This is a genomic window from Actinomadura geliboluensis (genome assembly GCF_043197915.1).
Taxonomy (GTDB): domain Bacteria; phylum Actinomycetota; class Actinomycetes; order Streptosporangiales; family Streptosporangiaceae; genus Spirillospora; species Spirillospora geliboluensis.
In genome coordinates this window covers 674,836-698,709 of the sequence record NZ_JBICUA010000003.1, presented here as the reverse complement: position 1 = coordinate 698,709, position 23,874 = coordinate 674,836, and the positions used below count along the sequence as shown (strand labels likewise).

Annotated in this window: 13 protein-coding genes; 5 read left to right on the top strand and 8 right to left on the bottom strand. The window is 75.7% G+C overall.

The annotated features are described in order from the left end of the window. Positions 1 to 5 precede the first annotated feature (5 nt). The 5 genes from ACGFI1_RS13415 to ACGFI1_RS13395 are packed head-to-tail and all read right to left on the bottom strand — an operon-like array spanning position 6 to position 9,832. Positions 6 to 1,991, bottom strand: coding sequence for a hypothetical protein (locus ACGFI1_RS13415; protein WP_392785317.1), 1,986 nt, complete (start codon positions 1,989 to 1,991; stop codon positions 6 to 8). Then, positions 1,988 to 3,142 (bottom strand): VWA domain-containing protein, encoded by a 1,155-nt coding sequence (locus tag ACGFI1_RS13410; RefSeq protein ID WP_392785312.1) that lies wholly within the window; start codon positions 3,140 to 3,142, stop codon positions 1,988 to 1,990. The genes ACGFI1_RS13415 and ACGFI1_RS13410 overlap by 4 nt, the downstream gene beginning before the upstream one ends. Then, positions 3,139 to 5,412, bottom strand: a complete 2,274-nt coding sequence (locus ACGFI1_RS13405; RefSeq protein WP_392785310.1) for a DUF5682 family protein — start codon at positions 5,410 to 5,412, stop codon at positions 3,139 to 3,141. Before ACGFI1_RS13405 ends, ACGFI1_RS13410 begins: the two co-directional genes overlap by 4 nt. Continuing rightward, on the bottom strand, positions 5,412 to 6,506 hold the full coding sequence (locus ACGFI1_RS13400; RefSeq protein WP_138638422.1) for an ATP-binding protein: 1,095 nt from the start codon (positions 6,504 to 6,506) through the stop codon (positions 5,412 to 5,414). Before ACGFI1_RS13400 ends, ACGFI1_RS13405 begins: the two co-directional genes overlap by 1 nt. Beyond that, complete coding sequence (locus tag ACGFI1_RS13395) at positions 6,503 to 9,832, bottom strand: DUF4132 domain-containing protein (RefSeq protein WP_392785308.1); 3,330 nt, start codon at positions 9,830 to 9,832, stop codon at positions 6,503 to 6,505. Before ACGFI1_RS13395 ends, ACGFI1_RS13400 begins: the two co-directional genes overlap by 4 nt. A 48-nt stretch (positions 9,833 to 9,880) precedes the next feature. Between ACGFI1_RS13395 and ACGFI1_RS13390 the strand changes: the two genes are divergently transcribed. Beyond that, entirely contained in the window at positions 9,881 to 13,360 is a 3,480-nt protein-coding gene (locus ACGFI1_RS13390; protein WP_392785306.1) for a protein kinase domain-containing protein, read from the top strand. Between the two features lie 15 nt (positions 13,361 to 13,375). Then, positions 13,376 to 14,275, top strand: coding sequence for a tetratricopeptide repeat protein (locus tag ACGFI1_RS13385; RefSeq protein ID WP_138641524.1), 900 nt, complete (start codon positions 13,376 to 13,378; stop codon positions 14,273 to 14,275). 50 nt (positions 14,276 to 14,325) lie between these two features. Here ACGFI1_RS13385 and ACGFI1_RS13380 read toward each other — a convergent pair whose 3' ends face one another. Then, complete coding sequence (locus tag ACGFI1_RS13380; protein ID WP_392785304.1) at positions 14,326 to 15,168, bottom strand: alpha/beta fold hydrolase; 843 nt, start codon at positions 15,166 to 15,168, stop codon at positions 14,326 to 14,328. 111 nt (positions 15,169 to 15,279) lie between these two features. Between ACGFI1_RS13380 and ACGFI1_RS13375 the strand changes: the two genes are divergently transcribed. The 3 genes from ACGFI1_RS13375 to ACGFI1_RS13365 all read left to right on the top strand — a co-directional run bounded on the left by ACGFI1_RS13375 (position 15,280) and on the right by ACGFI1_RS13365 (position 18,258). After that, positions 15,280 to 15,732 carry a MarR family winged helix-turn-helix transcriptional regulator gene (locus tag ACGFI1_RS13375; protein WP_392785302.1) on the top strand — a complete coding sequence of 151 codons (453 nt, stop codon included), beginning with the start codon at positions 15,280 to 15,282 and terminating at the stop codon, positions 15,730 to 15,732. 137 nt (positions 15,733 to 15,869) lie between these two features. After that, a complete protein-coding gene (locus ACGFI1_RS13370) occupies positions 15,870 to 16,973 on the top strand; it encodes a cystathionine gamma-lyase (protein WP_392785300.1) in 1,104 nt (367 codons plus the stop codon). Between the two features lie 34 nt (positions 16,974 to 17,007). Then, positions 17,008 to 18,258 (top strand): tetratricopeptide repeat protein, encoded by a 1,251-nt coding sequence (locus ACGFI1_RS13365; RefSeq protein ID WP_392785298.1) that lies wholly within the window; start codon positions 17,008 to 17,010, stop codon positions 18,256 to 18,258. A gap of 13 nt (positions 18,259 to 18,271) precedes the next feature. On the opposite strand, the gene ACGFI1_RS13360 is transcribed toward ACGFI1_RS13365, so the two are convergent. After that, positions 18,272 to 20,434, bottom strand: a complete 2,163-nt coding sequence (locus tag ACGFI1_RS13360; protein ID WP_392785296.1) for a DUF4132 domain-containing protein — start codon at positions 20,432 to 20,434, stop codon at positions 18,272 to 18,274. Positions 20,435 to 20,478: 44 nt separating this feature from the next. Next, positions 20,479 to 23,844 carry a DUF4132 domain-containing protein gene (locus ACGFI1_RS13355; RefSeq protein WP_392785294.1) on the bottom strand — a complete coding sequence of 1,122 codons (3,366 nt, stop codon included), beginning with the start codon at positions 23,842 to 23,844 and terminating at the stop codon, positions 20,479 to 20,481. Positions 23,845 to 23,874 lie beyond the last annotated feature (30 nt).

Below are 23,874 nucleotides of genomic sequence, written 5' to 3'. Positions count from 1 at the left end.
GGCGATCAGCGGAGTTCGGCGGTCGTCAGCAGGCGGACGTGGGCGGCGGCCCACGCGCGGACGGTGCGGTGCGGGTCGTCGGCGGTGAGCGCCGCGGCGAGGTCCGCGACGGACGCGGCGGCGGCGCGGAGCCCGGCGCGGTCCAGCTCCCGCCCGGTGCGGGCGATTCGCTCCCGCAGGCCGGGCGTGGTGTGCAGGAGCCCGCGGTGCGCGGCCTCGGCGGAGGCGTCGAGGGCCTCCGCCAAGGCGTGCGTCAGCGGGTCGCGGGCGGCGGCGGCCGGCGCGTCGAGCGCCGCGGTGCCGTCGCCGGGCATCAGGTCGGGGACGACGGCGCCGTCCGCGGTCATGACGGCGAACGGGTCGATGACGATGCCGCCGCGGTCCCTGCGGACGGCGCCGGTCACCAGCCGGGGGCCGCCCTCCAGCGCGGCGGCGAGCGCGTCGAGCGCGGCGGGGCGGTGCGGGCTGTAGTCGGCGGACACGACGGCGGCGGTCCCGGCCGCGTCCGCGACCACGGCCTCCAGGCGCTGCGCGCCGGGGTGGTAGCCGATGTCGCGGACCTCGGCGACCGCGACGGCGCGGACCAGTTCCGCCGCGACGCGGGGGCGGACGAGGCGGGGCGGCAGCGCGTCCAGCGCGCGGGCCTCGGCCGCGAGGTCGCGGACGAGCAGCGCGGCGGGCAGGCTCTCCCAGGCGTCGCCGAGCGGCGTGACCGTGGTCTTCGCGATCCGGCCGGCGGTGACGCGGACGACCCGGCCGGCGCTGCGGGACGCGCTCTCCGACACGACGTTCGAGGCGGCGAGCGAGCGCAGCGGCACCCCGAGGATGCGGCGCCCGGCGAGGTCGGCGCCGGTGAGGCGCTCGCCGTCCGGGACGTCCCAGCGGCGTTTCAGGACGAGCGCCACGCCGGTTCCGGCGTGCGCGAGGTAGATGTCGGCGGTGCGGTGCGCGCCGGTCCCCGCGACGCGGCAGCCGAGCCCGACGAGCCGGACGCGGCGCAGCGGGGTCTCGGCGCGCTCGTCGGTGCCGAGCGCCTGGGTGCGGTCCGGTCCGGTGGCGGCGCGGTGCCGGGCGTGGACCTCGGCGAGCAGTTCCGCGACCCGCGCGGGGTCGTGGTCGGCCCGACGCTCGTGGTGGGCGGTGAGCTGGGCGGCCAGGTCCTCCAGCGCGGCGGCGGGCCAATGCATGCCGCGTGCCGCCAGGTCGGCGGCGGTGCGGCCGAGTGCGGCGGCCGGCACCGGGCCCGCGTTCGCGGCGCCTTCCAGCAGGAGCTGGCCGGCGAGGTCGAGGGCGGCGTCGAGCGCGGCGCCGCCGTCGCCGCGCGCCGCGCCCGGCGCGCCGCCCACGTCGAGACGGACCTCGGCGCCGGTGAGGCCGCGCTCGTCGGCGGCGCGGAACGCCCAGGCGGCGAGCACGGTGACCTCGCCGCGCACCGCCGCGACGGCGTCGGTGTCGACGTAGCCGAGCTCGCCCGGCACGAGGAACCGGACGGTGCAGGACGGCAGCTCGGCATGGGCCACCGGGTCCTGCGCGGTGGGGCGGCGGAGCCTCGCCGAGTACCCGGCGCGGAAGGCGCGGCGGGCCGCGGTGAGGGCGCGCTGCCCGAGGACGCGGGCGAGCGCGTCGTCGTCGAACGTCCCGGGCGACCAGGACGCGTCCGCCCGCTCGGGCTCGGCGCCGGCGGGTTCGGCACCCGGCCCGGCGTCCGCGGTCCGCTGGTAGGCGAGGACCAGGCAGATCCGGTGGCGGCACGTCCCGGTGGCGGCGCACGAGCAGGTCGCGGCCTCCAGCCCGGCACCGGCGGGCAGGGACGTCTTGGTGCCGTCCGGGAAGGCGCCGTCGACGCCGCCGTCCGGGGACACGGCGATCTCGGGGCCGTTCCCGGCGTCCAGGTCCTTCGCGGCGCGCTTGACGAGCCCCCGGTTGGCGAGGGCGGCGAGCGCGTCGGGGGTGAGCGCGAGCAGGTCGGCGCGGAGCACGGGGCGGGTCACCGGCCGATCCGCTCGGCGACGAACTCGGCGAGCCGGCCGGGCGTCATGGCGCCGACGTGCGCGCCCTCGGCGGCGAGCCGGCCCGCCATCGCGCGGTCGTAGTCGGGGTTCGCGTCCTCGTCGAGCGCGGCGAGCCCGAGCACGTGCGTCCCCTGCCGGACGAGCCCGCGGACCTCCCGGACGAGCCGGTGCGGGTCGCCGCCCTCGTAGAAGTCGGTGACGAGCGCGACGATCGCGCGGCGCGGGTTCTCCACCAGCCCGGCGCCGTACCCGACGGCCCGCGCGATGTCGGTGCCGCCGCCGAGCTGCACCTTCATCAGCAGCTCGACCGGGTCGGTGACGTCGGCGGTGAGGTCGACCACGGAGGTGTCGAACGCGACCAGGTGCGTCTTCAGGCCGGGCAGCCCCCACAGGCACGCGGCGGTGACGGCGGAGTGCACGACGGACCCGGCCATCGACCCGGACTGGTCGACGAGCAGGATCAGCTGCCACTGCTCGACGTGCCGCCGCGTCCGGGACACGAACCGCGGGTTCTCGATGTAGAGGCGGCGCTCGTCCGGCCGGTAGTGCGCCAGGTTCGCGCGGATCGTCCCGTGGAAGTCGAAGTTGCGGGAGTTCTTGATGCGGCTCGGGCGCCGCGACCGGGTGCCGTGGAACGCCTGCCGGACCTCGGTGGCGAGCCGCTCCATCAGCTGCCGGACGACGGCCTCCACGATCCGCCGGGCCAGCGCCAGCACCTCGGCGTTCATCAGGTGCTTGGTGCGCAGGACGGCGCGCAGCAGCGTCGCGTCCGGCTCGATGCGCTCCAGCACCTCGGGGTTCGTGACGATCTCGTGGATCTCGTACCGCTCGACGGCGTCGCGTTCGAGCCGCTCGATCGTCTCCTTGGGGAACAGCCGGTGCACGGCGTCCAGCCAGTCGACGGTGGTGAGCTGGGAGGGCCCGTCGCCGCCGGCGCGGTCGCCGCCCGGCCTGCCCGTCCCGCCGCCGCCCCCGCGCCGCACGCCCCGCCGGCCGAGGTCGGGGTCGCGGCCGTAGAGCCAGTCGAGGGCGGCGTCCCGTTCGGCGGCCGCGCCGGACAGCGCCCCCGTGCATCCCTCGGCGGGGGCGCCGAGGACGAGCCGCCAGCGTTCCAGATCGGGCGGGATCACGATTCTCCTTCAAGAAGTCCGGCGGCCGCCAAGGCACGGTCCACGCGCTCTTCGAGGGCGCGGGCCTCGGCGATGAGGAGCGGGTCGTCCGGTGCGCGCAGCAGGGTGCGGGCCGGAGCGTTGAGGCCGCGCCGCTCCAGCAGGCCCTCGGCGATCGCCTCGCGCTCGCGCGGCGGGAAGAACCCGAACGCCTGCCGCAGGGCGGGCAGCGCCACCTGGAAGTCGCCGTCGGTGAGGTCGCCGAGCAGTTCGTCGAGGACGCCGAGGACGGTCCCGTCCGGGTCGAGCACCTCCTGCCGGGCCAGGGCGAACAGCCCGGCGAGCCAGTCGCCGAGCACGTCGGGGCCGGCGGCGCCGCGCACGGCGCGGGCCGGGTCGGCGGTGTCGCCGAGCGCCCGGCCGAGCCCGAACGCGGCGCCGCGCAGATCGGGCGGGACGTCGGGCCCGGCGGCGACGCGGCGGGCGACGCCGAGCGCGGCGTCGCGGTCCAGGCCGAGCGTCCCGGCGGCGTGCAGCAGCGCGTCGCGGACCGCGGCGACGGCGCGCAGCCGGTCGAGGTCGGCGGGCGCGGGCCCGCCGCGGATCCCCTCGGCGAGCCACAGGATCCGGGCGGCGCACTCCTCGACGACCGTCCCGAACAGCGGGCTCCGGGCCGTGCCGAGGACCCGGTCGTGCCGCCACAGCCCGAGGACCGTGCCGAGCGCGGCGCCGAGCCCGGCGAGATCGGACGAGCCGGCGATCCCGGCCGCGATCGCCTCGGCGATCCGGTCGGAGCGGTCGGCGCAGCCGCACAGCGCCGCGTCGAACAGCGCGGCGGCGAGCCGCTCCATGTCGGCGCCGGCGGCGTGCACGCGCTCGTCCAGGACGGCGCCCGCCGCGTCGGCGAGCGTCGGCCCGTAGGCGCCGGCCTCGATCAGCGCGGAGCGGCGGTGCCCGGCGGGGTCGGCGGCGGTCAGCTCCCACCGCTCCTCCAGCACCGGGTCGGCGCCCGTCTCGGGACCCGACTCGCGACGCGCGCCGGGGACGCCCAGCACCCGCAGGCGGTGCAGGGCGCGGCTGCGCTCCAGCCCGCGCGGCGACGCCAGCTTCAGGACGACCTGCCCGTCCCGGTCGAGGCCGAGGCGCTCCAGTTCGGCCTCGGCGTCGTGGACGAGCGGCGGCGCGGGCGTCCCGGGGTGCAGCCGCCCGGTGCGGTCCCCGCTCAGCGCGGCGACCATCTCCACCACGGCCGGGTGGGCGCCGGGCGAGAGCGGGCCCCGCGACGTCCACGGCAGCCGCTGGTCGAGGTCGTCGTTCACCAGCGCGGACACCAGGCCGTCCAGCAGGTCGGTGCGGGCGGGGGCGCGGTGGCCGCGCAGCCGGGTGAGGCCGTCGGTGAGGGTGCGGGCGGCGATCAGGTCGGCGGTCGACACGACCTGCCCGCGCCCGCGCAGCCGCGTCGCGACGCGCTCGATGAGCGCGCCCGCCGCCGCGCCGGGGCCGTCCTCCCAGAGCCGCTGGTAGTACTCGGGCGACGGCATGCCCGACTGGTAGCCGGTGAAGGCGTCCAGGCGCTTGAACGAGTACGGGACGAGGAAGCCGCCGCCGATCGCGCCCTCGGGCGGCTCCGGCACGTCCGGCCACCCGGTGGAGCCGGCCGCGGTGAGCGCTTCGAGGGCGGGCTTGTGGAACCCGCCGGTGACCACGACGACGGGACGGTCGCCGGCGTCGGCCACGGCCGCCCGCACCCATGCCGCCATGTACGCCTCGCGGGCCGTGTCGTCCGGCCCGGCCTCCGCCTCGCCGCGCAGCAGCGCGAAGTACGCGTCGAGCCGCTCCCCGACGCCCTCGGGATCGATCTCGAAGAGGTGGTCCCAGAGGATGTCGGTGTTGTCGACGGCGAACTCGCGGCAGAGCCGCTCGGTGACCTCGGCGTAGCGGCGCTCGGCGTCGGCGTACCGGTTGCTGCGCTCGGCGAACGCGGGATGCCACGCGGGCAGGTCGATGAACCGCAGCTCGGCGCCGGCGGCGCGGCCCTCGTGGAGCGCGACCCATTCCGGCGAGTACCCGCAGAACGGCGACCAGGAGGCGTGCACCCGCTCGGCGTCCCGGTAGTAGCTGAAGACCGCGACGGGCGGGGTGTGGCCGAGCAGCAGCTCGTCCATCCGCGGGCCGAAGTCGGCGGGCCCCTCGACCAGCACGTACGCGGGCCGCAGCCGCCGGATCGCGTCCCGGACGAGCCGCGCGCACGCCGGGCTGTGGTGCCGGACCCCGAGGAACGTGGCGGCCATCAGCCGGGCAGCAGGTGCCGGGCGGCGTGCAGCGCCTTCCACTGCGCGCCGTCGCGCCGGGCCGCCTGCTGCTCCAGGTAGCGGCGCAGCCGGGTGAGGTCGTCGGGGCTGTCCTTGGCGGCGGTGCCGGCGAGGCACTCGACGATGTCGGCGGCGGTGCCGGGCTCGCCGCGCAGGAACCAGCCCCGCACGCCGATCTGGTGCGCGACCGACACGGCCTCGGCGGTGCTCATCACCGCCGACAGCCGGTCCATGGCCCGGCCGTCCTCGGTGGCGGCGCCGCGCAGCTCCCGGAACGCGGTGACGAGGACCTCCAGGACGTCGCGGCGCGGCGGCGCCTCGACGCCGCTGTGCTCCAGCAGCCGCCGCGCCTCCTGCTCGACCAGGTCCAGCTCGGTGCCGAAGTCGGCGATCGGGAACACGGTCTCGAAGTTGAACCGCCGCTTGAGCGCCGCGCTCATCTCGTTGACGCCCCGGTCGCGGGTGTTGGCGGTCGCGATGACGTTGAAGCCGTCCCGCGCGAACACCATCGCGTCCGCACCGGTCAGTTCGGGGATGGCGAGGACGCGGTCCGACAGCGGGGACAGCAGCGCGTCCTGCACCTCCAGCGGGCAGCGGGTGATCTCCTCGAACCGGACGACCTTGCCCTCGGCCATGCCGGTGAGCAGCGGCGCCGGCACCAGCGACCGCGTGGACGGCCCCTCCGCGACGAGCAGCGCGTAGTTCCACGAGTACTTGATCTGGTCCTCGGTGGTGGCCGCGCCGCCCTGGATCGTCAGCGTGGACGTCCCGCTGACGGCCGCCGCGATCAGCTCCGACAGCAGCGACTTCGCCGTGCCGGGCTCCCCGACCAGCATCAGCCCGCGGCTCGTCGCGAGGGTGACGAGCGCGCGGTCGATGAGGGCGGTGTCGCCGACGAACTTGCGGCCGATGCCGAGCGCCTCGTCCCCGGTGATGAACCGCCGCGCCGCCGTCAGGCTCAGCGCCCAGCCGGGCGGGCGGGGGCCGGTGTCGTCCTCCCGGAGCCGGTCGAGCTCCCCGGCGAACCGGACCTCGGCCGGGGGCCGCTGGTAGTCGGTCTTGTCGTCGCTCATGCTTGCGCGGCCTCCGCGAGAGTGGTCAGGTCGGCGAGGATCTCGGACGCGGTGACGGCGTCCAGCTCGCCGAAGGTGAGAGGGGTCCCCTTGCTGGGCCAGAAGTCGCCGGGCCGCGTCGCGAACCATACGTAGTCGATGATCTGGTGGTCGCCGGTGGCGTCCACGGCGCCGACCGAGATGCCGGGATCGAGGTCGATCACCACGTACCGGTCGCCGGCGACGCGGCGGGAGATCCACCGCTCGCCGCCCGCGTCCTGCGGCTCGCCGCGCTCCCAGCCGAGCTTGACGAGGCCGAGGACCTTCCCGAACGGGACCTTCAGGCCCTCGAACCGCTCCAGCCGGCCGCTCTCCCGCTCGGCCTCGGTCAGGACGTGCACGGGCCGTCCGAGCTGCGGGAACGGCTGCAGGATCTCGTAGTCGGCGAACACCTCGGCCCACGCCTCGATGTCCGTGCCGGGGCGCGCCGGATGCATGAGCCCCACCTGCGCCGACGCGGGGAGGTCGAACGCGTCGTCTTCGGCGTCGGCGAACGTGCCGTCCTCGGCGACGCGGAACGCGGTCGCTGCGGCGGCGTCCCCTTCCCCGCCGGATTCAGCGCCGTAGGCGACCCACAGCAGGCGGCGGGCGATGTGCCGGACGAGCGGGTGCCGGACGATGAACGCACTGAAGTCGTCCGGGGCCCAGCGACGCTGCGTCACCATCGCCCGCTCCAGGCGGCGGATCTGGTCGGCGGCGGCGGTCCGCACGTCCTTCTTGAGGTCGGTGAACGCCTTGTAGGCGGCGGGCGCGAGCTCGGGGTCGTCCTTGGCGCCGGGTTTCGGGAGGGCCTTGCGGCGCTTGCCGTCCTCGTCGGTGACGAACGGCTTGAGCTGCTCGTCGAACCCGACGGTGAAGCGGCGCGGCCCGTAGTCGAGGACCATGCCGCCGTCGGCGTCGAGCCCGAAGCCGGGGACGAGCCGGTCGCCGAGCTCCTCGGTGGTGAGGCCGAGCCGGTCGGCGACCTGCCGGATCCGCGCCTGCGCCTCCACCTGCAGGCCCTTGAACTTCACCTTCTGCGCGATGCCGTGCAGGTGCATCAGCGCGACGTCCGTCCCGATCTCGCCGAGGACGCCGAGGCCGGTGACGGCGTTCTTGTGCCCGCCCTCGCCCGGCCACGCGCGGATGACCGGGGTCAGCCGCCGGACGGTCCCGTCGTCGCCGGTGCGGCCGAGCTGCCGCAGCGCCCACCCGTCCCTGGACGGCTTGCCCGCGTCGAGCCACTGCTGGAACAGCGCCCACCCGAACTCGGCCACCGAGCCCGGCTCGCACGCCGCCGCCAACTGGTCCATCCCGTGCGGGGCGTCCAGGGTGAGCAGTTCGATGAGGGCGCGGACGGCGTCCAGGGGCAGGGCGCGGTCGCGTCCGCGCAGCAGGACCTGCGGGAGCGGCGCCGGGTCCACCCAGGTGCCGGTCTTCACCGGCTGGGCGAGGCCGGTCTCGGTCGGGGCCAGGGACAGCAGCTCCTCGACCGCGTCCGCCGCCTCGTCGCCGTGGGCCGCGCGGGCGGCGTCCACGACGGCGGGCAGGCCGTGCGCGGCGAGGATGTGGCGCAGGGCGGTCTCGGCGCCGCGCCAGTCCTTGGCCTTCGCGGCGAGCGCCGCCGGGACGAGCAGCGGGACGGCGGCGAGCCCGTGCCGGTCGAACCACCGGCGGGCGGGCGGCAGCCGGTTGCCGCGCTTGACCAGGCCCTCCGCCATCAGCAGCGCGACGTCCGCGTCCAGGTACGGCATCAGCGGGTCGGCGCAGGTCTCCGGGTTCGGCCGGGCCGTGCGGAGCGCGGCGGGCAGCGCGTCCAGTTCGTAGCGGGCCGCGAGCGGCCGCATCCACACGTGGGCGAACCGGCGGATCAGCCCTTCGTAGCCGGGAAGCAGCGGGCGGACCACGTCCTCGGGGCCGTAGCACATCAGCTGCAGCGGTGCGATCTTGTGGTCGCCCGCCTCGTAGCCCTCGGCTATGGCCTCCCAGTCGGGGTCGTCGGGCCTCCCGACGTGCCGCTCCAGGTCCGTCTCCAGCCATTCCCGCCGTTCGCCGTCGCGCCAGGCGAGCCGCGGCGCGGGCGGCGTCAGGCCGGTCAGGACGGGCCGCCGGGGGGCGCGCCACGGCGGGGCGGCGAGCACGGCGGGCAGCTCGTCCGGCGCGGCGTCGGGGACGCGCGCCGACGCGGCGGTGACGCGCTCGACGGCCGCGGCGACGTCGTCCGGAAGGCCGGGCAGCACGGCGGCGACCAGCTCGGCGTGGGCCGCGGCGTGGCCCGCGAGCAGGTCGTCGGCGCCCGCCCGCGCCAGCAGGCGCAGCGCCCGCACCGGGAACCGCCGGGCGGCTTCGATGACCGCCACGCGCGCGTGCTTGCGGTCGAGCCGGTCGAGCAGCGCCTGGAACGCCTCGTCGGTCGGCAGGACGGCGATCGCCTCGAAGATGCGCCTGCGATCGGCGGAATCGAGGTTTGCGGTGGCGGCCTCCTGGAGGAGGAACGGAAGCACGTCCGGGCCGATCCCGTCCAGCATCGTGGCCAGCAGGGCACGGCTCGGGTCTCCCCAGTAGAACCCGGGCGTCGTCGCGAGTTGCGAGGCCCTGCCGAAGGTCAGCAGCGCGAGCCGCTGCGACGACCCGCTCCACGGCCCGAGGTCGCCGGGATCGGCGCAGCACTCCTCCACCCAGTCCTGCCGGTCGGGAACCATGTACGAGACGATCCACCGCACCGCCCGCGTCGAGCGGTACGCGGCCAGCCGGTCGACCGCACGCGCGTGCTCATCGTCGTCGGCGGCGGCCAGCAGCCCCCGGACGCGCCGCAGATCGTCCGTCAGCATGGTCCCGAGGTCGGCATCCCCCTCTCGCCGGACGGCACCGACTCGTGAACCGCGCCACGGCCCGTCACCCTCGCGGACCGCCCTCGTCCGGATCAGCTCGACCAGCGCGCATGCCGCGAAGGCGAGCCCGTGCTCGGTGATCCAGGCGTCGGTGAACGCCCGGTGCACCTCCTCCTTCCGGACCTGCCCGCCGACTCCCGTGACGGTGACGGCGGCGATGGCGCCGGCGCCGGCCGGGTCCTCCTCGCCGTCCAGGTGCCGCCGCGCCGCCTCGGCGAGCGCCGCCTCCCCGGCCCCTCCTTCGAGCAGCGCCTCGACTGCCCCGCCGGTCTTCTCGACAAGACTCCGCACCGCGCCGGGTGCCGCCGGGTCGACCTTGATCTTCGGACCGGGGGCGCCGCCGCGGCGGGCGTGCAGGGCCCGCCGCCACACGTCGGGGATGGTCAGGACGTCCTCGCCGGGGGGCTGATCTTCCATGGCGCCCAACGGTAGAGGAGCGGGCCGACAGATCCGTAGGATTCCCCCATGACCGAGGCGACCTGGCGGCCCGGCGATGTCGTGCTCGATCTCTACGAGGTGCGCGACGTGGTCGCCACCGGCGGCATGGGCCTGGTCTACCGGGTGCGGCACCGCGGCTGGGACGCCGAGCTCGCGATGAAGGTGCCCCGTCCCGAGCTGGTCGGCTCGGAGGACGCGCTGCGGGGCTTCGAGGACGAGGCCGAGACGTGGGTCGGGCTCGGCCTGCACCCGCACATCGTGAACTGCGCCTACGTGCGCCGGCTCGGCCCGCTGCCGGGCGTGTTCGCCGAGTGGGTCGGCGGCGGCAGCCTCGCCGACGCGATCAAGGACGGGCGGCTGCGCGACCCGGACCCCCGCCGCACCACGGGCCGGTTCGTCGACGTCGCGATCCAGTTCGCCTGGGGGCTGGACCACGCGCACCGCAACGGGCTCGTCCACCAGGACGTGAAGCCCGCGAACGTGATGCTCACCCCGGACGGGACGGTCAAGGTCACCGACTTCGGGCTGGCGAAGGCGCGGGTCCGGGCGGGCGAGGACGGCGTCCCGCGCCCCGACGCCGACCCCCTGGTCAGCTTCGCGGGCCTGACCCCGGCGTACTGCTCCCCCGAGCAGGCGCGGGCGGCGGAGGGCGACCGGGCGCCGCTGACCCGCGCGACGGACGTGTGGTCGTGGGCGCTCAGCGTGCTGGCGATGTTCACCGGCGGCCCGCCGGTGTGGTCCGGCGCGGACGGCGGCCGGGCGTTCGAGGAGTTCGCCGTGCGGGCGGCCGGCGTCCTGCCGCCCGGCCTCGCGGACCTGCTGCGCGCGTGCTTCCGGCCGGACCCGTCGTCGCGCCCGGACCGGATGGACGAGCTGGCCGAGGCGCTCGCCACCGTGTACGCGCAGGTCACCGGCACCCCCTACCCCCGGGAGCGGCCCGCGCCCGCGACGCTGCTCGCGGACGGGCTGTCGAACCAGGCGCTGTCCATGCTCGACCTCGGCCACCCGGACGAGGCGGAGGCGCTGTGGGAGCGGGCGGTCCAGGCCGACCCGCACCATCCGCACGCCGTCTTCAACCGGGGTCTGCGCCTGTGGCGCACCGGGCGGATGACGGACGCGCAGCTTATCGGCGAGTTGGAGCAGGTCCGCGCGACGCACGAGGACGACTGGATCGGCGATCACCTGCTCGGCCTCGTCCATCTGGAGCGCGGCGCCGCGGCCGAGGCGGTGGCGCTGCTGGAGGCCGCCGCCCGGCGGGCGCCGGACGCCCCCGAACCGGCCGCGGCGCTGGCGAGCGCCCGGCGGCTGCCCGCCGCGCCGCCGCCCGCCGTCCTGGAGGGCCACGCCAACCCGGTCAGCGCGGTCGCGCTCGCCGCCGGCGCCGGGCTCGCGGTGAGCGGCGGCCGGGACGCCTCGAACCCGCCCCCGCCCGGCGCGGAGGGCGGCACCGTGCGGATCTGGGACCTGGCGGCCGGACGCTGCGTCCACGTGCTGGCCGCGCATTCCGCCGGGCTCGCGGGCGGGGTGAGCGCGGTCGCGCTGAGCCCCTGCGGCCGGTTCGCGGCCTCCGGTGGCGCGGACGGCGCCGTGCTCGTCTGGGACGTCCGGTCCGGGCTCCTGCTGCACCGCCTCGAAGACCATGCCGGGCGGGTCGACTCGCTCGCGTTCGCCGCGGACGGCTCGCTCCTGGTGACGGCCACCGAAGGCGGGGCCGTCCGGCTCTGGGACACCGGCGACGGCCACTGCGTCCGCACCCTGCAGCAGGAACAGGACCTCCCGCGCGCGCTCGGCGGAGCGGTCGCGATGACCGGTGACGGGCATGTCGTCAGGTGGGAGCCCACCACCATGCGCCTGCGAGTGTGGGACGCGGCCAAGGGCATGCTCGTCCGGACGACGTCGCTCCCCCGGGCCCGGGTCGCGCTCAGCGCGGGAGGACGCGCCGCGCTCGCCGCGACCGAGACGGAACTGCGCGTCTGGGACACCGTGGCGGGCCGTCCGCTGCGCGCCCTGGAGCAGCGTGTGAACCCCGACACCCGGTTCGCCGTGAGCGGCGACGGCGCGCGGGCCCTGTCGACCGGCCCGGACGGCCTGCATCTGTGGGACCTCGGCGAAGAACGCGGCGTCCGCACCCTGCCGGGCCGAGGCGCCCTCGGCGGAAGCGTGGCGCTGAGCGACGACGGCCGGTACGCGCTCACCGCACCGGGCGCTCCGGCCGTCCACGCGTGGCACCTGGCAGATCCCGGGCCGCGCGCTCCCTGGAGCCACGCGCGCCCGCGCACGGCGGCGGAACTGGCCCGCGAGGCCGACACGGCGGGCCTCGCGCTCTCCCGCGCCCGCAGGCACGCGGACGCCGGGGACTGGGCGCGGGCCGGGGCGGAACTGCGCGCCGCCCGGAACGTCCCCGGCCACGAGCGGAGCCGCGACCTGCTCCGCCTGTGGCGCGAGGCCGGGCGGCACGGCCGCCGGACGGACCTGCTGGGCGCCTGGCAAGGGCCCGAACTGCCCGGAACCGAACGCAGGTCGGTGAGCGCGAGCGCACTGAGCGCCGGCGGCGTCCTCGCGGTGACGTTCGGCGGCTGGCCGATCGTGTGGCTCGTGGACACCGCGTCCGGGGAGCACCTGCACACGCTCCAGGTGAGCGGCATGTCCGTCGCGTGCGTCGCCTTCACCCCTGACGGCCACCGGCTGCTGACCGGGGCGAGCGACGGGAAGGTCCGCGTGTGGGAGGTGGCGTCCGGCGAGTGCGTGCGCGTCCTCAGCGGCCACAAGGCAGACGTCAGGTCGCTGGCGGTGAGCCCGGACGGGCGGCTCGCCGCGTCCGGCGACGAAGACGGCACCGTCCGCGTCTGGGATCTCGCCAAGGGCAGGCGCAGGCACGTCCTCAAGGGCCACAGCGGAGTCGTCCTCTCCCTGCACTTCGGCCCCGACGCCGAGACCCTCCTGGCGTGGGACATGCGCCGCGTGGTGACGCACTGGCAGCTCCAAGGGCGGCGGTCGCGCGTCCTGCCGGGCCAGTCGCCGGCCGCGATGAGCGGCGACGGCCGCACGGTCGTGACGTGCGGGCACACGGTGGGCACCCTCTGGATCTCGGACGGGACGACCGGCGAAGGCACCGGCTACATCCGGGGCCCGGCGGAGGAACTCACGTCCATCCACGTGGACGCCTCCGGCTCCCTCGCCGCCACCGTCGGCCCTGACAGCGCGCTGCGCGTCTGGGACCTGCGCGCCGAACGCCTCCTGCACCGCCTGCCGGCGCCGGTCACCTGCCTGGCGCGGAGCACCGACGACCGGTTCGCGGTCTCCGGCGGGCCCGACGGGAACCTGCGCGTCTGGGACGTCCCGTCCGGACGCTGCCTGCACACCCTCAAGGCCCACACGGCCGCGGTCACCTGGGTCGGCCTCACCGCCGACGCCCACCTCGCGGTGTCCCGCGACCGGGACCATGTGCTGCGGGCCTGGGAACTCGACTGGGACCACACGTTCGACGACGGACCACACGTTCGATGACGGAAGGGCACCCCCATGATCCTCGCCTGCTCCGGCTGGGCCTGCACGCGCCTCATCTCGGTGTCGAAGGTGCCGGGCGGCAACCCGGTCGCCCGCAACGACCCCGAGGGCTTCGCCATCGAGTTCATGATCTGCGGCGACTGCGGCAAGAACTTCTGCGACCGCTGCCACGCCCCGGGCTCGGTCTTCCGCGCGCCCCGCTGCGCACACTGCGGCGGGAAGCTCGTCCCGGGCCGCAGGCTGGAGCAGCTCAGCGGCCGCCCCCGCCCCGCCGAGGTCGAGCACCACGACCGGGCGGTCAGCGCGATCGGGTCCGGCCGGTTCGAGGACGCATTGCGCGACCTTGACGAGGCCATCCGCCTCCGCCCCGCGTACGCGACCGCGCACCACTGGCGCGGCATCGCCCTCACCGACTCAGGGCGTCCGGCCGAGGCGCTCGCCGCGTTCGAGGAGGCGATCCGGCTCAACCCGTCCGACGTGCCGTCCCGCTTCGAGAAGGCCCGCGCCCTCTCCCTCCTGGAACGCGACGCCGAGGCGCTCGCCGCGTACGAGGAGACCGTCGCCGTCGAGCCCCGCTACCCCGCGCCGCAGGTCAACCGGGCGGTCCTGCTCATGGACGCCGGCCGCGACGCGGAGGCCCTCGCCGTCATCGACCAGGCCATCGCCCTGCTCACCTCCGGAACCGCCGTGGGCGCCGGCCAGTACGACCTCGCGAGCGCGCACAGCGTCAAGGGCGCGGCGCTGGTCAAGCTGGACCGCTGCGAGGAGGCCCTGCCCGTCATCGACTACGCCATCGACAACGGCCCCGACTCCTGGAACGACCACTACAACAAGTCGGTCGCCCTCGAAGCCCTCGGCCGCATCGAGGAGTCCGAGATCGCGCGGAGCATCGCCGACTCCCTCCGCGACGCCTAGGGGCGTCCCACGGGGAGCCGTCCCCGGCCCCGCGCGGCCGTCCGTCCAGGTCAGGCGTTCCGCAGGATGTCGCGGAGCCGGGCGGCGTAGGCGCGCGGGTGGGTGGTGTTGCCGTTGTGGCCGCCGGGGAGTTCGGCGATCCCGGTGCCGAGCAGGGCGGCCAGTTCCTCGGCGCAGCGGTAGTCGAAGACGGTGCGCGGGGTGGTGCGGCCCGCGGCGGGGATGATGCGCGTCGGGGTGCCCGCCAGCTCCGCGACCGGGAGGGAGTCGTCGACGACGGCGGTGAAGTCGTGCTCGATGAAGAACCCGAAGTTGGCGATGCGCCGCGGGGTCATGGGCTGGGGAGTCAGGCCGGGTTCGGCGCCCGGGGCGGCGGGGTCGATGCCCAGCACCTCGGCGATCGTCCTCAGCGCGGGGCCCAGGCCGTCTCGGCGGTAGAGCCGCTGGATGCAGGCCAGTTCCGCTTCGTGGTGCGCGCGTTCGGCGGCGGGCAGCAGGCGCGGCGCGACCGGCTCGTGCGCGATGAGCGTGCCGACCTGGCCGGGGTGGCGGACGGCCAGGTGCAGGCCGATGACGGCGCCCAGGCTGCAGCCGAGCATCGCCGCGGGCTCGTCGGTGAGCGCCGCGAGCAGGTGGTGCACGTCGTCGGCGTGCTCGGCCAGCGTCACTCCCCGGCCGGGGTCGTCCGGAGTACTGCGCGATAGGCCGCGCCGGTCGTAGGTGATGACGGTGTAGTCGGCGGTGAGCCGGTCGACCAGATCGGTGCTGCGTCCGGCGTCGCCTTCGCCGCTCTGGGAGATCAGCAGCACCGGGCCGGTGCCGCGCACCTCGTAGTAGAGGGTCGCGTCCTGGACGGGCAGATGGCCTGCCCTCGCGGTGCTCACAGCGGTCATCTCGGGTTCCCTTCTCACCGGCGGCTCCGGGCGCCGCCGTCGTGGATCATCGTAAAGCATCAAACTTGATACATCAAGTCTGATACATCTTTCCTGATGTATCTTGGCGGGGTGAACGGAGTCGAGCTGTTCCTGCTGGGCCGCACGCTGATGAAGATCGGCGAGGAGGCGCTGCCCACCGAGGGGCTGGGCGACCAGCCGACCGGCGTCCGGACCGTGCTGATCGTGGTCAGCGACGTGCGCGCGCACCCCGGCGGCGCGATCGGCGAGATCGCCGCCCGCACCGGCCTCCCGCAGAGCGCGGTGTCGGCCGCGGTGGCCCGCCTCCGCGAGGCCGGCGCCGTGGTCGCCGAACCCGACGCCCGGGACCGCCGCCGGCTCCTCATCCGGCCCGCGCCCGGCGTCTCCGACCGGGTGGAGCAGGTCCGCGCGACCTCCATCGACGCCGCGCTGGCCAAAGCCCTGGGCACCACCGACTCCGAGCGGATCGCCCAGGTCGGCGCCCTCCTGGAGCAGCTCGCCGAGCACCTGACCCCGCAGACGCTCACCCGCCTCCGCGACTGACCGCCGGCAGGGTTCACTCCGTCCACCCTTCCTCCGCCGCCAGGGGCGGGGCCGCAGCCCAGTGGTGGAAACGGACCGGCGTACCGTGGTTCACGGTCCGTGCACGGACGATGGGCCGAGGGCTTGAGGAGGCGCGGGTGACGATCGGGGACGGGACGCTGGCGGTGGGGGCCGGGCGGCCGGAGGCGGAGAACTTCGCGCCGGGGCTGCCGGGGCCGGTGTTCGCGGCGCATTACCACCTGGCCGGGGAGACGGGCGGGCCCTACACGTACGGGCGCGACTCCAATCCGACGTGGACGCTGCTGGAACGGGCGATCGGCGAACTCGAAGGCGGCGCCGAGGTCGTGTCGTTCTCATCGGGAATGGCCGCCGTGGCGGCCGTGCTGCTGTCGCAGGCGCGCGCGGGCGATGTCGTCGTCCTGCCCAATGACTGCTACATGGCGACGCGCGAGTTGAAAGAGCGGCTGGAGTCGTACGGGGCGGTCGTGCGAATGGCGCCCACCGGCGGGGACGCGCAGATCGCACTGCTGGACGGAGCGCGGCTGGTATGGCTGGAGACGCCGTCCAATCCGCGGTTGGACGTGTGCGATATCGCGCGGATCGCCGAGGCCGCGCACGCGGCGGGCGCGCTGGTGGCGGTGGACAATACCCTGGCCACGCCGCTGGGCCAGCGGCCTTTGGAGCTGGGCGCCGATTTCTCCGTCGCCAGTGACACCAAGGCGTTGAGCGGGCACGGTGATCTGCTGCTCGGGCATGTCGCGACGCGGAATCCGGAATTGGCCGAGGGCGTCCGGCTGTGGCGGAAGACGGTGGGCGCCATTCCCGGGCCGATGGAGGCGTGGCTGGCGCACCGGTCGCTCGCCACGCTGGAGCTGCGGCTGGAGCGGCAGGCCGCCAACGCGATGGCGCTGGCGGAGGCGCTGCGGGGGCGGGTCGCCGGGCTCCGGTATCCGGGGCTGCCGGACGATCCGTCGCACGAGGTCGCGGCCCGGCAGATGCGCCGGTTCGGGTGCGTGGTGTCGTTCACGCTGCCCGGCGAGGCCGCGGCCGAACGGTTCCTGGGGTCGTTGCGGCTGGTCATGCAGGCCACCAGTTTCGGCAGCGTACACAGTTCCGCGGAACGGCGCGGGCGCTGGGGCGGCGACGCCGTGGAGCCGGGGTTCGTCCGTTTCTCGGTCGGCGTCGAGAACACCGAGGATCTCGTGGCGGACGTTCTCCAGGCGCTGGAGAAAACGGTGTGAATGAACCAGGCGGGCCGCTGTAACGTGGCCCGCCATGAGCGACGCGCGTGCACTTCTGGAAAGCGGCGACATCGCCGGACTGATCCGGCACCTGCGGTTCAACGCCGACGGCATGGAACTGCGCGAGATCGCGCGGCTCATGGAGGGCGCGGCCGAGCTGTCCGGATTCGACGACCTGCGGGACGCCGCGCGGGCGATGGCCCGCGAGCAGGGGCCGCAGCAGCTCTACGACTTCGGTTACGCGTGCATCGAGCGCGGAATTCCCTTCCTCGCGATCCCCCCGCTGCGGCGCGCGGTGGAGCTGCTGCCCGGCGAGCCCGTGCTGGTCATGGAGCTCGCTGCCGCGCTGGAGCGGGAGAACCGGCACGCCGAGGCGGTCGCCGTGCTGGAGCCCCGGGTGGATTCGCTCGATCCGTGGCCCGCGCGGTACCTGCTCGCCTACAACGCGCTGTTCTCCGGGGACGTCGACCGGGCCGGGCGGGAGGCGGGGCGGCTGCCCGCGCCCGAGGACGAGCAGTGGCTGCCCGCCCGCGACCGGCTCGCCCGGATGATCGCGCGGGCGGCGGCGGTGCGGGCCGTCGCCCCGCTGGACGCACGGGACCTGCGCGGCTGGCATTTCGCGCTCACCGGGAGCCTCCTCGCCACGATCTCGCCGTACGGGTTCGAGGACGGCATGACGGGCCGGTTCGCCTACATGTCCGACGGTTTCGGGATGTGCCGGCGGAGCCTCGACCGGCTGCGGCTGGTCCTGGACGCGGCGGGCCGGCGGCCGGCGTCGGTCGGGCTGCTCCCCGACCGGTCGAGCACGATCCTGGGGCTGGCGGCGGCGCGGCTGTTCGGGCTGCCCGCCGAGCCGTTCGCGCCCGGCCGCCCCGATGCGCTCGTCGTCGCCTACGACCTGAACGAGACCGAGGTCGAGGGGCTGCGGGAGCGGGCCGAGGGGCAGGTGCTGTTCGAGCACGCGTCCTGCTGGACCGACCCGCCGGTGGTGAGCGCCGACGTCACCGGGTTCCTGCACCAGGTCGTGAAGTCGCCGTGGGGCGAGCGGCTGCGCATGACGCCGGGCGGTGAGCCCGAGACCGTGCCGCCGGACGAGCGCCCCGTGGAGGAGCTGGCCGCCGAGATCGTCCAGGCGGCCCCGGAGGCGGTCGACGAGGACGGCGCGCCGCCGGACCCCGACGCGGTGCTCGCCCGGCTGGCCGGCGCCGTCCGCGGCCACTGGCTGGCCGGGCCGAGGGACGCGGTGCGCTCCCCCGGCCCGGTGCCGAGCAGCCGCTTCGCCTAGTCAGCCGCTTCGCCTAGGCCGTCAGGGACGTGAGGTCGGCGAGGAGTTCGGAGACGAAGACCGGGTCGAGGTCCGCGAAGCCGTTCTCGATGACGCGGGACGGCGCGTAGTCGCCCGCCCACTTCCCGATCCAGACGTGCTCGATCGTCTGCTCGGGGTTCAGGTCGGTGTAGCCGACGGCGATGCCGGGCCTCAGGTCGAGCACCACGGCCGCGTTCGGGGCGAGCGTCCAGGACATCCAGCGCTCGATGCCGTTGTCCTGCGGCGCGCCCCGGCTCCACGCGGTCCGGGTGAGGCCGAGGAGCCTGCCGGTCGGGACGGTCAGGCCCTCGAACCGGGCGAGCCGGCCGTCCGCGCCCTCCCCCTCGGCGAGGGTGTGGACGGGCCGTCCGAGCTGCGGGAACGGCTGCAGGATCTCGTAGTCGCCGAACACCTCCGCCCACGCGTCCAGGGTGTCGCCCAGCTCCAGCGGATGCGCGATCTGGACCGCCGCCGACTCCGGCAGTTCCACCGCGTCGTCGTTCAGGTCGGCGAACGTCAGGTCCTCGGCGACGCGGAAGGCCCGGTCGCCGCTGAGCCAGACGAGGCGCCGCGCGAGATGCCTCATCAGCGGGTGGCCGACGACGTACTCGCCGAACTCGGCGGCCGTCCACTCCCGGCCCATGACCATGGCCGTCTCCAGCCGGGCGACCTGGACGGACGCCACGGCGCGCAGCTCCTTCTTCAGCTCCGCGAACCGCTTGTAGGCGGCGGGCGCCAGGTCGGGGTCGTCCTTGGCGCCCGGCTTGGGCAGCGACTTGCGGGCCTTGCCGTTCTCGTCCGCGATGACGGGCTTGAGCTGCTCGTCGAACCCGACGGTGAACCGGCGCAGCCCGTAGTCGAGGGTGAGGCCGCCGCCGTCCAGGCCGAAGCTCGGGACGAGGCGGTCGGCGAGCTGGTCGCCGGTCAGGCCGCGCTGCTTCGCCGCGAACGCCAGCCGGCGCCGCGCCTCCTCCTTCAGCCCCTTGTACTTCACCTTCTGCGCGATGCCGTCGAGCTGCGTGAGCGCGGCGTCGCCGCCGATCTCGACGAGGACGCCGAGCCCGTGCACGGCCCGGCCGTGCCCGCCGGGCTGGCCCGGCCACTTCTTGATGAGCGGGGTGAGGCGGCGCACGGTCTCGTCGTCGCCGAACCGTCCGAGCAGGGACAGCACGAACCCGCTGCGGCCGGGGAAGCGGGCCGCCTCCCACGCCTCGAACAGCGCCCACGAGAACGCGGTGAGCGCCTCCGGCTCGCACACCTCGGCGGCGCCGTCCACGACCGGGGCGACGTCGATGCCCCGGCCGTCCGGCACGGTCATCGCGAGCAGGAGCGTGCGGAGCGCCTCGGGCGGCAGTTCCCCACCGCCCTTCAGCGCCGGGGCGGGCAGCGCGCCCAGGTCGAGCCAGGCGGGAAGCGGCGGCGGCTTGTACGGGGGCTGGGCGGGCGCGGCGGCGGGCGGTGCGGCGGCCAGGAGCGCGGCGACCGCCTCGGCGGCCTCGTCGCCGTGGACGCGGGCGGCCTCGGCGACGTCGCCCTTGATGGTCCGCAGCGCTTTTACCGCGTTGCGGCGCGGGCCGACGCGCTTGCCGAGCGCGTCCGGCACCAGGTAGGGGACGGCGTCCAGGCCGTGCCGGGCGAACCAGTCGGCGGCGAGGTGCTGCACCGACTTGAGCCGGTACAGCCAGTCCGCCACCAGGCGGGCCACGTCGGCGGACAGGAACGGCTCCAGCACCGGGCCCGTCCCGTACGGGTTCTGCTTGGCGAGCCGGAACGACACGTCCCAGGCGTCGGTCTCGAAGCGCGCGACGATCGGCCGGAGCGAGTGGGCGAAGTCCCACGTCACCTCCGGCTGCCAGCCGGCCAGCAGCGGGCGGGCCAGATGCTCGGGCGCCGCCGCGAGGAACCCGGCCCGGGTGGGCTCGTAGCCCATCCGGCCGTCCCGGAACTTCTCGGCGGCCTCCTCCCATTCGCCGTCCCGCCAGGACCCGTAGGGCTCCCTCGCCGCCCATTCCTCGCGTTCGCCCGGCGCCCAGCGGATCGCGCGGCCGCCCGGCGGTTCGAGGCCCGCGACGAGCACCGGCTCGTCGCCCGGCGGGGTCGCGGCGGACTTGCGCGCCGCCCACGGCGGTTCCAGCAGCGCCTTCGGCAGTTCCATGGCTCTCTCTCGGGTCGGCAGGTCGGGCTAAGCGGGTCAGGAGGTCAGGAGGTGAGGGTCGCGAGGTCGGCGAGGATCTCCGACGCGGTCGCCGGGTCGAGGTCGGCGAACGTCCCCGTCGGGTTCTCGGTGCTGAGCCAGAACTGCTCGGGACGGGCGGCCAGGCCGACCGTCACCAGCGTCTGGTCGGGGAACTCGTCGGGGATCCCGACGGCGATGCCGGGGTCGAGGGCGATCGTGAGGTACCGTCCGCCGGGGAGCCGCCGGGAGATCCAGCACTCGACGCCCGCGTCCTGCGGCTCGCCGCGCTGCCAGCCGCGCGACGTCAGGCCGAGGAGCTTGCCGAACGGCACCGTCCGGCCCTCGAACTCCGCCAGCCTGCCGGACGCGCGCTGCTCGTCCGCCAGCCGGTGGACGGGCCGTCCGAGCTGCGGGAACGGCTGCAGGATCTCGTAGTCGGCGAACACCTCGGCCCACGGCTCGACGTCGAGGTCGACGGGGTGCGCGATGCCGACGGACGCCGAGTCGGCGAGGGTGAGGACGTCGTCGTCCACGTCGGCGAACGTGCCGTCCTCGGCGACGCGGAACGCGGTCGTCTTGCCGCCGTCCCCGTCGCCGTCCCCGGCCCCGTCGAAGGCGAGCCAGACCAGGCGCCGGACGATGTGCCGGACGAGCGGGTGCCCGGCCAGCAGCTCGGTGAACTCGGCCACCGGCCAGCGGCGGCGCGTCACCATGCACGCTTCGAGGCGGCGGATCTGGTCGGTGGCGGCGGTCCGCACGTCCTTCTTGAGCGTGGAGAACGCCTTGTAGGCGGCGGGCGCGAGCTCGGGGTCGTCCTTGGCGCCCGGCTTGGGGAGGGCCTTGCGGCGCTTGCCGTCCTCGTCCATGACGAAGGGCTTGAGCTGCTCGTCGAACCCGACGGTGAAGCGGCGCGGACCGTAGTCGAGGACCATGCCGCCGTCGGCGTCGAGCCCGAAGTCGGGGACGAGCCGGTCGGCGAGCTGCTCGGAGGTCAGGCCGAGCCCGGCGGCGACCTCCTCGATCTTCTCCTGCGCCCTGCCCTTCAGGCCCTTGAACTTCACGCGCTGCGCGATGCCGTGCAGGTGCATCAGGGCGACGTCGGTGCCGATGGCGGCGAGCACGTCGAGGCCGGTGACGGCCTTGGCGTGGCCGCCGCCGCCCGGCCAGGCCCGGATCAGCGGGGTCAGGCCGCGGACCGTGGTGTCGTCGCCGGTCAGGCCGAGCTGCGTCAGCGCCCACCCGTCCTTGGGCGGCGCCCCCTGCGCCTCCCACGCGCGGAACAGCGCCCAGCCGAACCCGGCGAGCGACTCGGGGTCGCACAGCTCGCGGACGGCGCCCACCCCCGCGTACTCCGCGCCGGGCTTGGACATGGCGAGCATCGTGACCACGTGCTGGGCGGCGGCGGCCGGGAGGGCGTGCGCGCGGTCGCGGAGGAGGAGCTGCGGGAGCAGGCGCGCGTCGGCCCACCCGCCGGTGGCCGGCATCTTCGCGGGCAGGACGTCGAGCGGATCGGCGGACAGCAGCGCCTCGACCGCCCCGGCGGCCTTGTCGCCGTGGACGCGGGCCGCCGCCACGACGCCCTCGGCCCCGTGCCGCTCGGCGATGGCGCGCAGCGCGCCCTCGGCGGCGCGGCGGGCGGCGCCGGCCTTGCCGAGCGCGTCCGGCAGCAGCGCGGGGACGGCCGCGTGACCGTGCCGGCCGAACCAGGCGCGCGCCGTCTTCCCGGCCTGCTTGAGCCGGGCGAGCCAGTCGGCCATCAGGCGCGCGACGTCGTCGCTCAGGTAGGGCAGCAGGATGTGGCCGCAGTGCGTCGGGTCCAGCCGCGCCAGGCGGACGGCGCCGTCGAGCGCGTCCAGTTCGTAGCGGGCCACGATGACGGGGCCCGCCTCGTCCATCCCCCATGCCTCGGTCGGATGCCAGTCGGCGAGCCGCGGGCGCACCAGTTCATCGGGCGCCTCCACGAGGAACGTGATCTCCTGGAAGGCGGGCAGCTCCCCCTTCTGGAACTTCGCGGCCTGGACGTTCCAGTCCAGGCGCTTGGCCCAGCGCCAGCGGTGGTGCAGGTCGGCATCCCAGGCGTCGCGCTCCCCCGGCTCCCAGGCGATCGAGCGCGTGCCGGGCGACGGCACGTCCTTGATGACGACGGGCTTGGCCTTCGTCCGTGGACGGGTCCACGGCGGGGCGGTGAGCAGCGGCGGCAGCGCCTCGGGCGCCGCCTCCGGAACCCGGGCGCCGGTGTCGCGGAGTCGCTCGATCGCCGCCCGGGACTCCTCGGGCAGCTCCGGCAGCATCTCCTCCAGCAGTTCCGGGTGGGTGAGGACGTGCTGCCGCAGGACCGTTTCCACTTCCGGCTTCCCGGCCGACGCCGCCAGCAACCGCATCGCCCGCGCGGGGAACGACCCGGCGGCGGCCAGCAGCACGGGCGGGACGTGGCGGTCGCCGACCCGGTCGACCAGGGCCTGGAACGCCCCGTCGACGGGCAGCACGGCGAGGACGCCCAGGATGGTCCGCTTGGCGTCGGTCCCGAGGTACTCGCCGTCCAACGCGCCCGTCAGCAGCGGTACGGCGCCGGCGGGCCCGGTGCCGTCGACGAGGGTCGCGAGGATGCTCAGGGCGCGGTCGCGGTAGCCGAGCGGGAGGCGGTCGGCGTCGACCTGCTGCGGGTCACCGAGCGAGCAGAACAGCATCCAGCGCAGGTCGTGGTGGACGGGGATGGCCTCGATCTCGGGGTCCGCGCACACCTCGTCCACCCAGTCCCGCCGGGTCGGCACCAGGTAGGAGACGACGAGCCGCTGCCGGGACGTCCGCCGGCGGGCCGCCAGCGACTCGACCGCCTCGGCGTAGACGTCGTCGTCGGCGGCGGCCAGCAGCGCGCGCAGATGCCGGGCCTCCGCCTCCCGCGCCCACCAGCCGCCGATGTAGTCGGAGGCCGTCGAGTCGCGGACGCCCGCCCATGTCCGCTGGATCCCGGCCTGGACGTAGTCGGCCGTGATCGCAGGCTGTTCCGCGTAGGCGCAGGCGGCGAACGGCAGGCCGTGCTCGGCGGCCCAGGCGTCCAGGAGCGGGGACTTGCCGCCGAGTTCGACCAGCCCGCCCTCGGACACCGCGACGGCGGCGGCCACCGCCGCGCCGAGCGGGTCGGGCGCGCCGCCCAGGTAGGCGCGGGCGTGCTCGGCCAGCGCGGGCGTCGTGCCGGGCAGGGCCAGGATCTCCTCGACGCGGCCGCGCGCGGCGTCCAGCAGCGCCCGCGCCTTGCGGCGCGCGGCGTCGTCGGACCGCACCGCCGGGCGGCGCGGGGACCGGTCGCGGCGCGGATGGATCAGCCCTCGCCACGCGGCCGGCGTCTCCCAGGTGTTCTCGTCGGCCGTCCTCGGCCCCGTCGTGCTCATGGCGCCACACGTTAAGGGAGAACACCGACA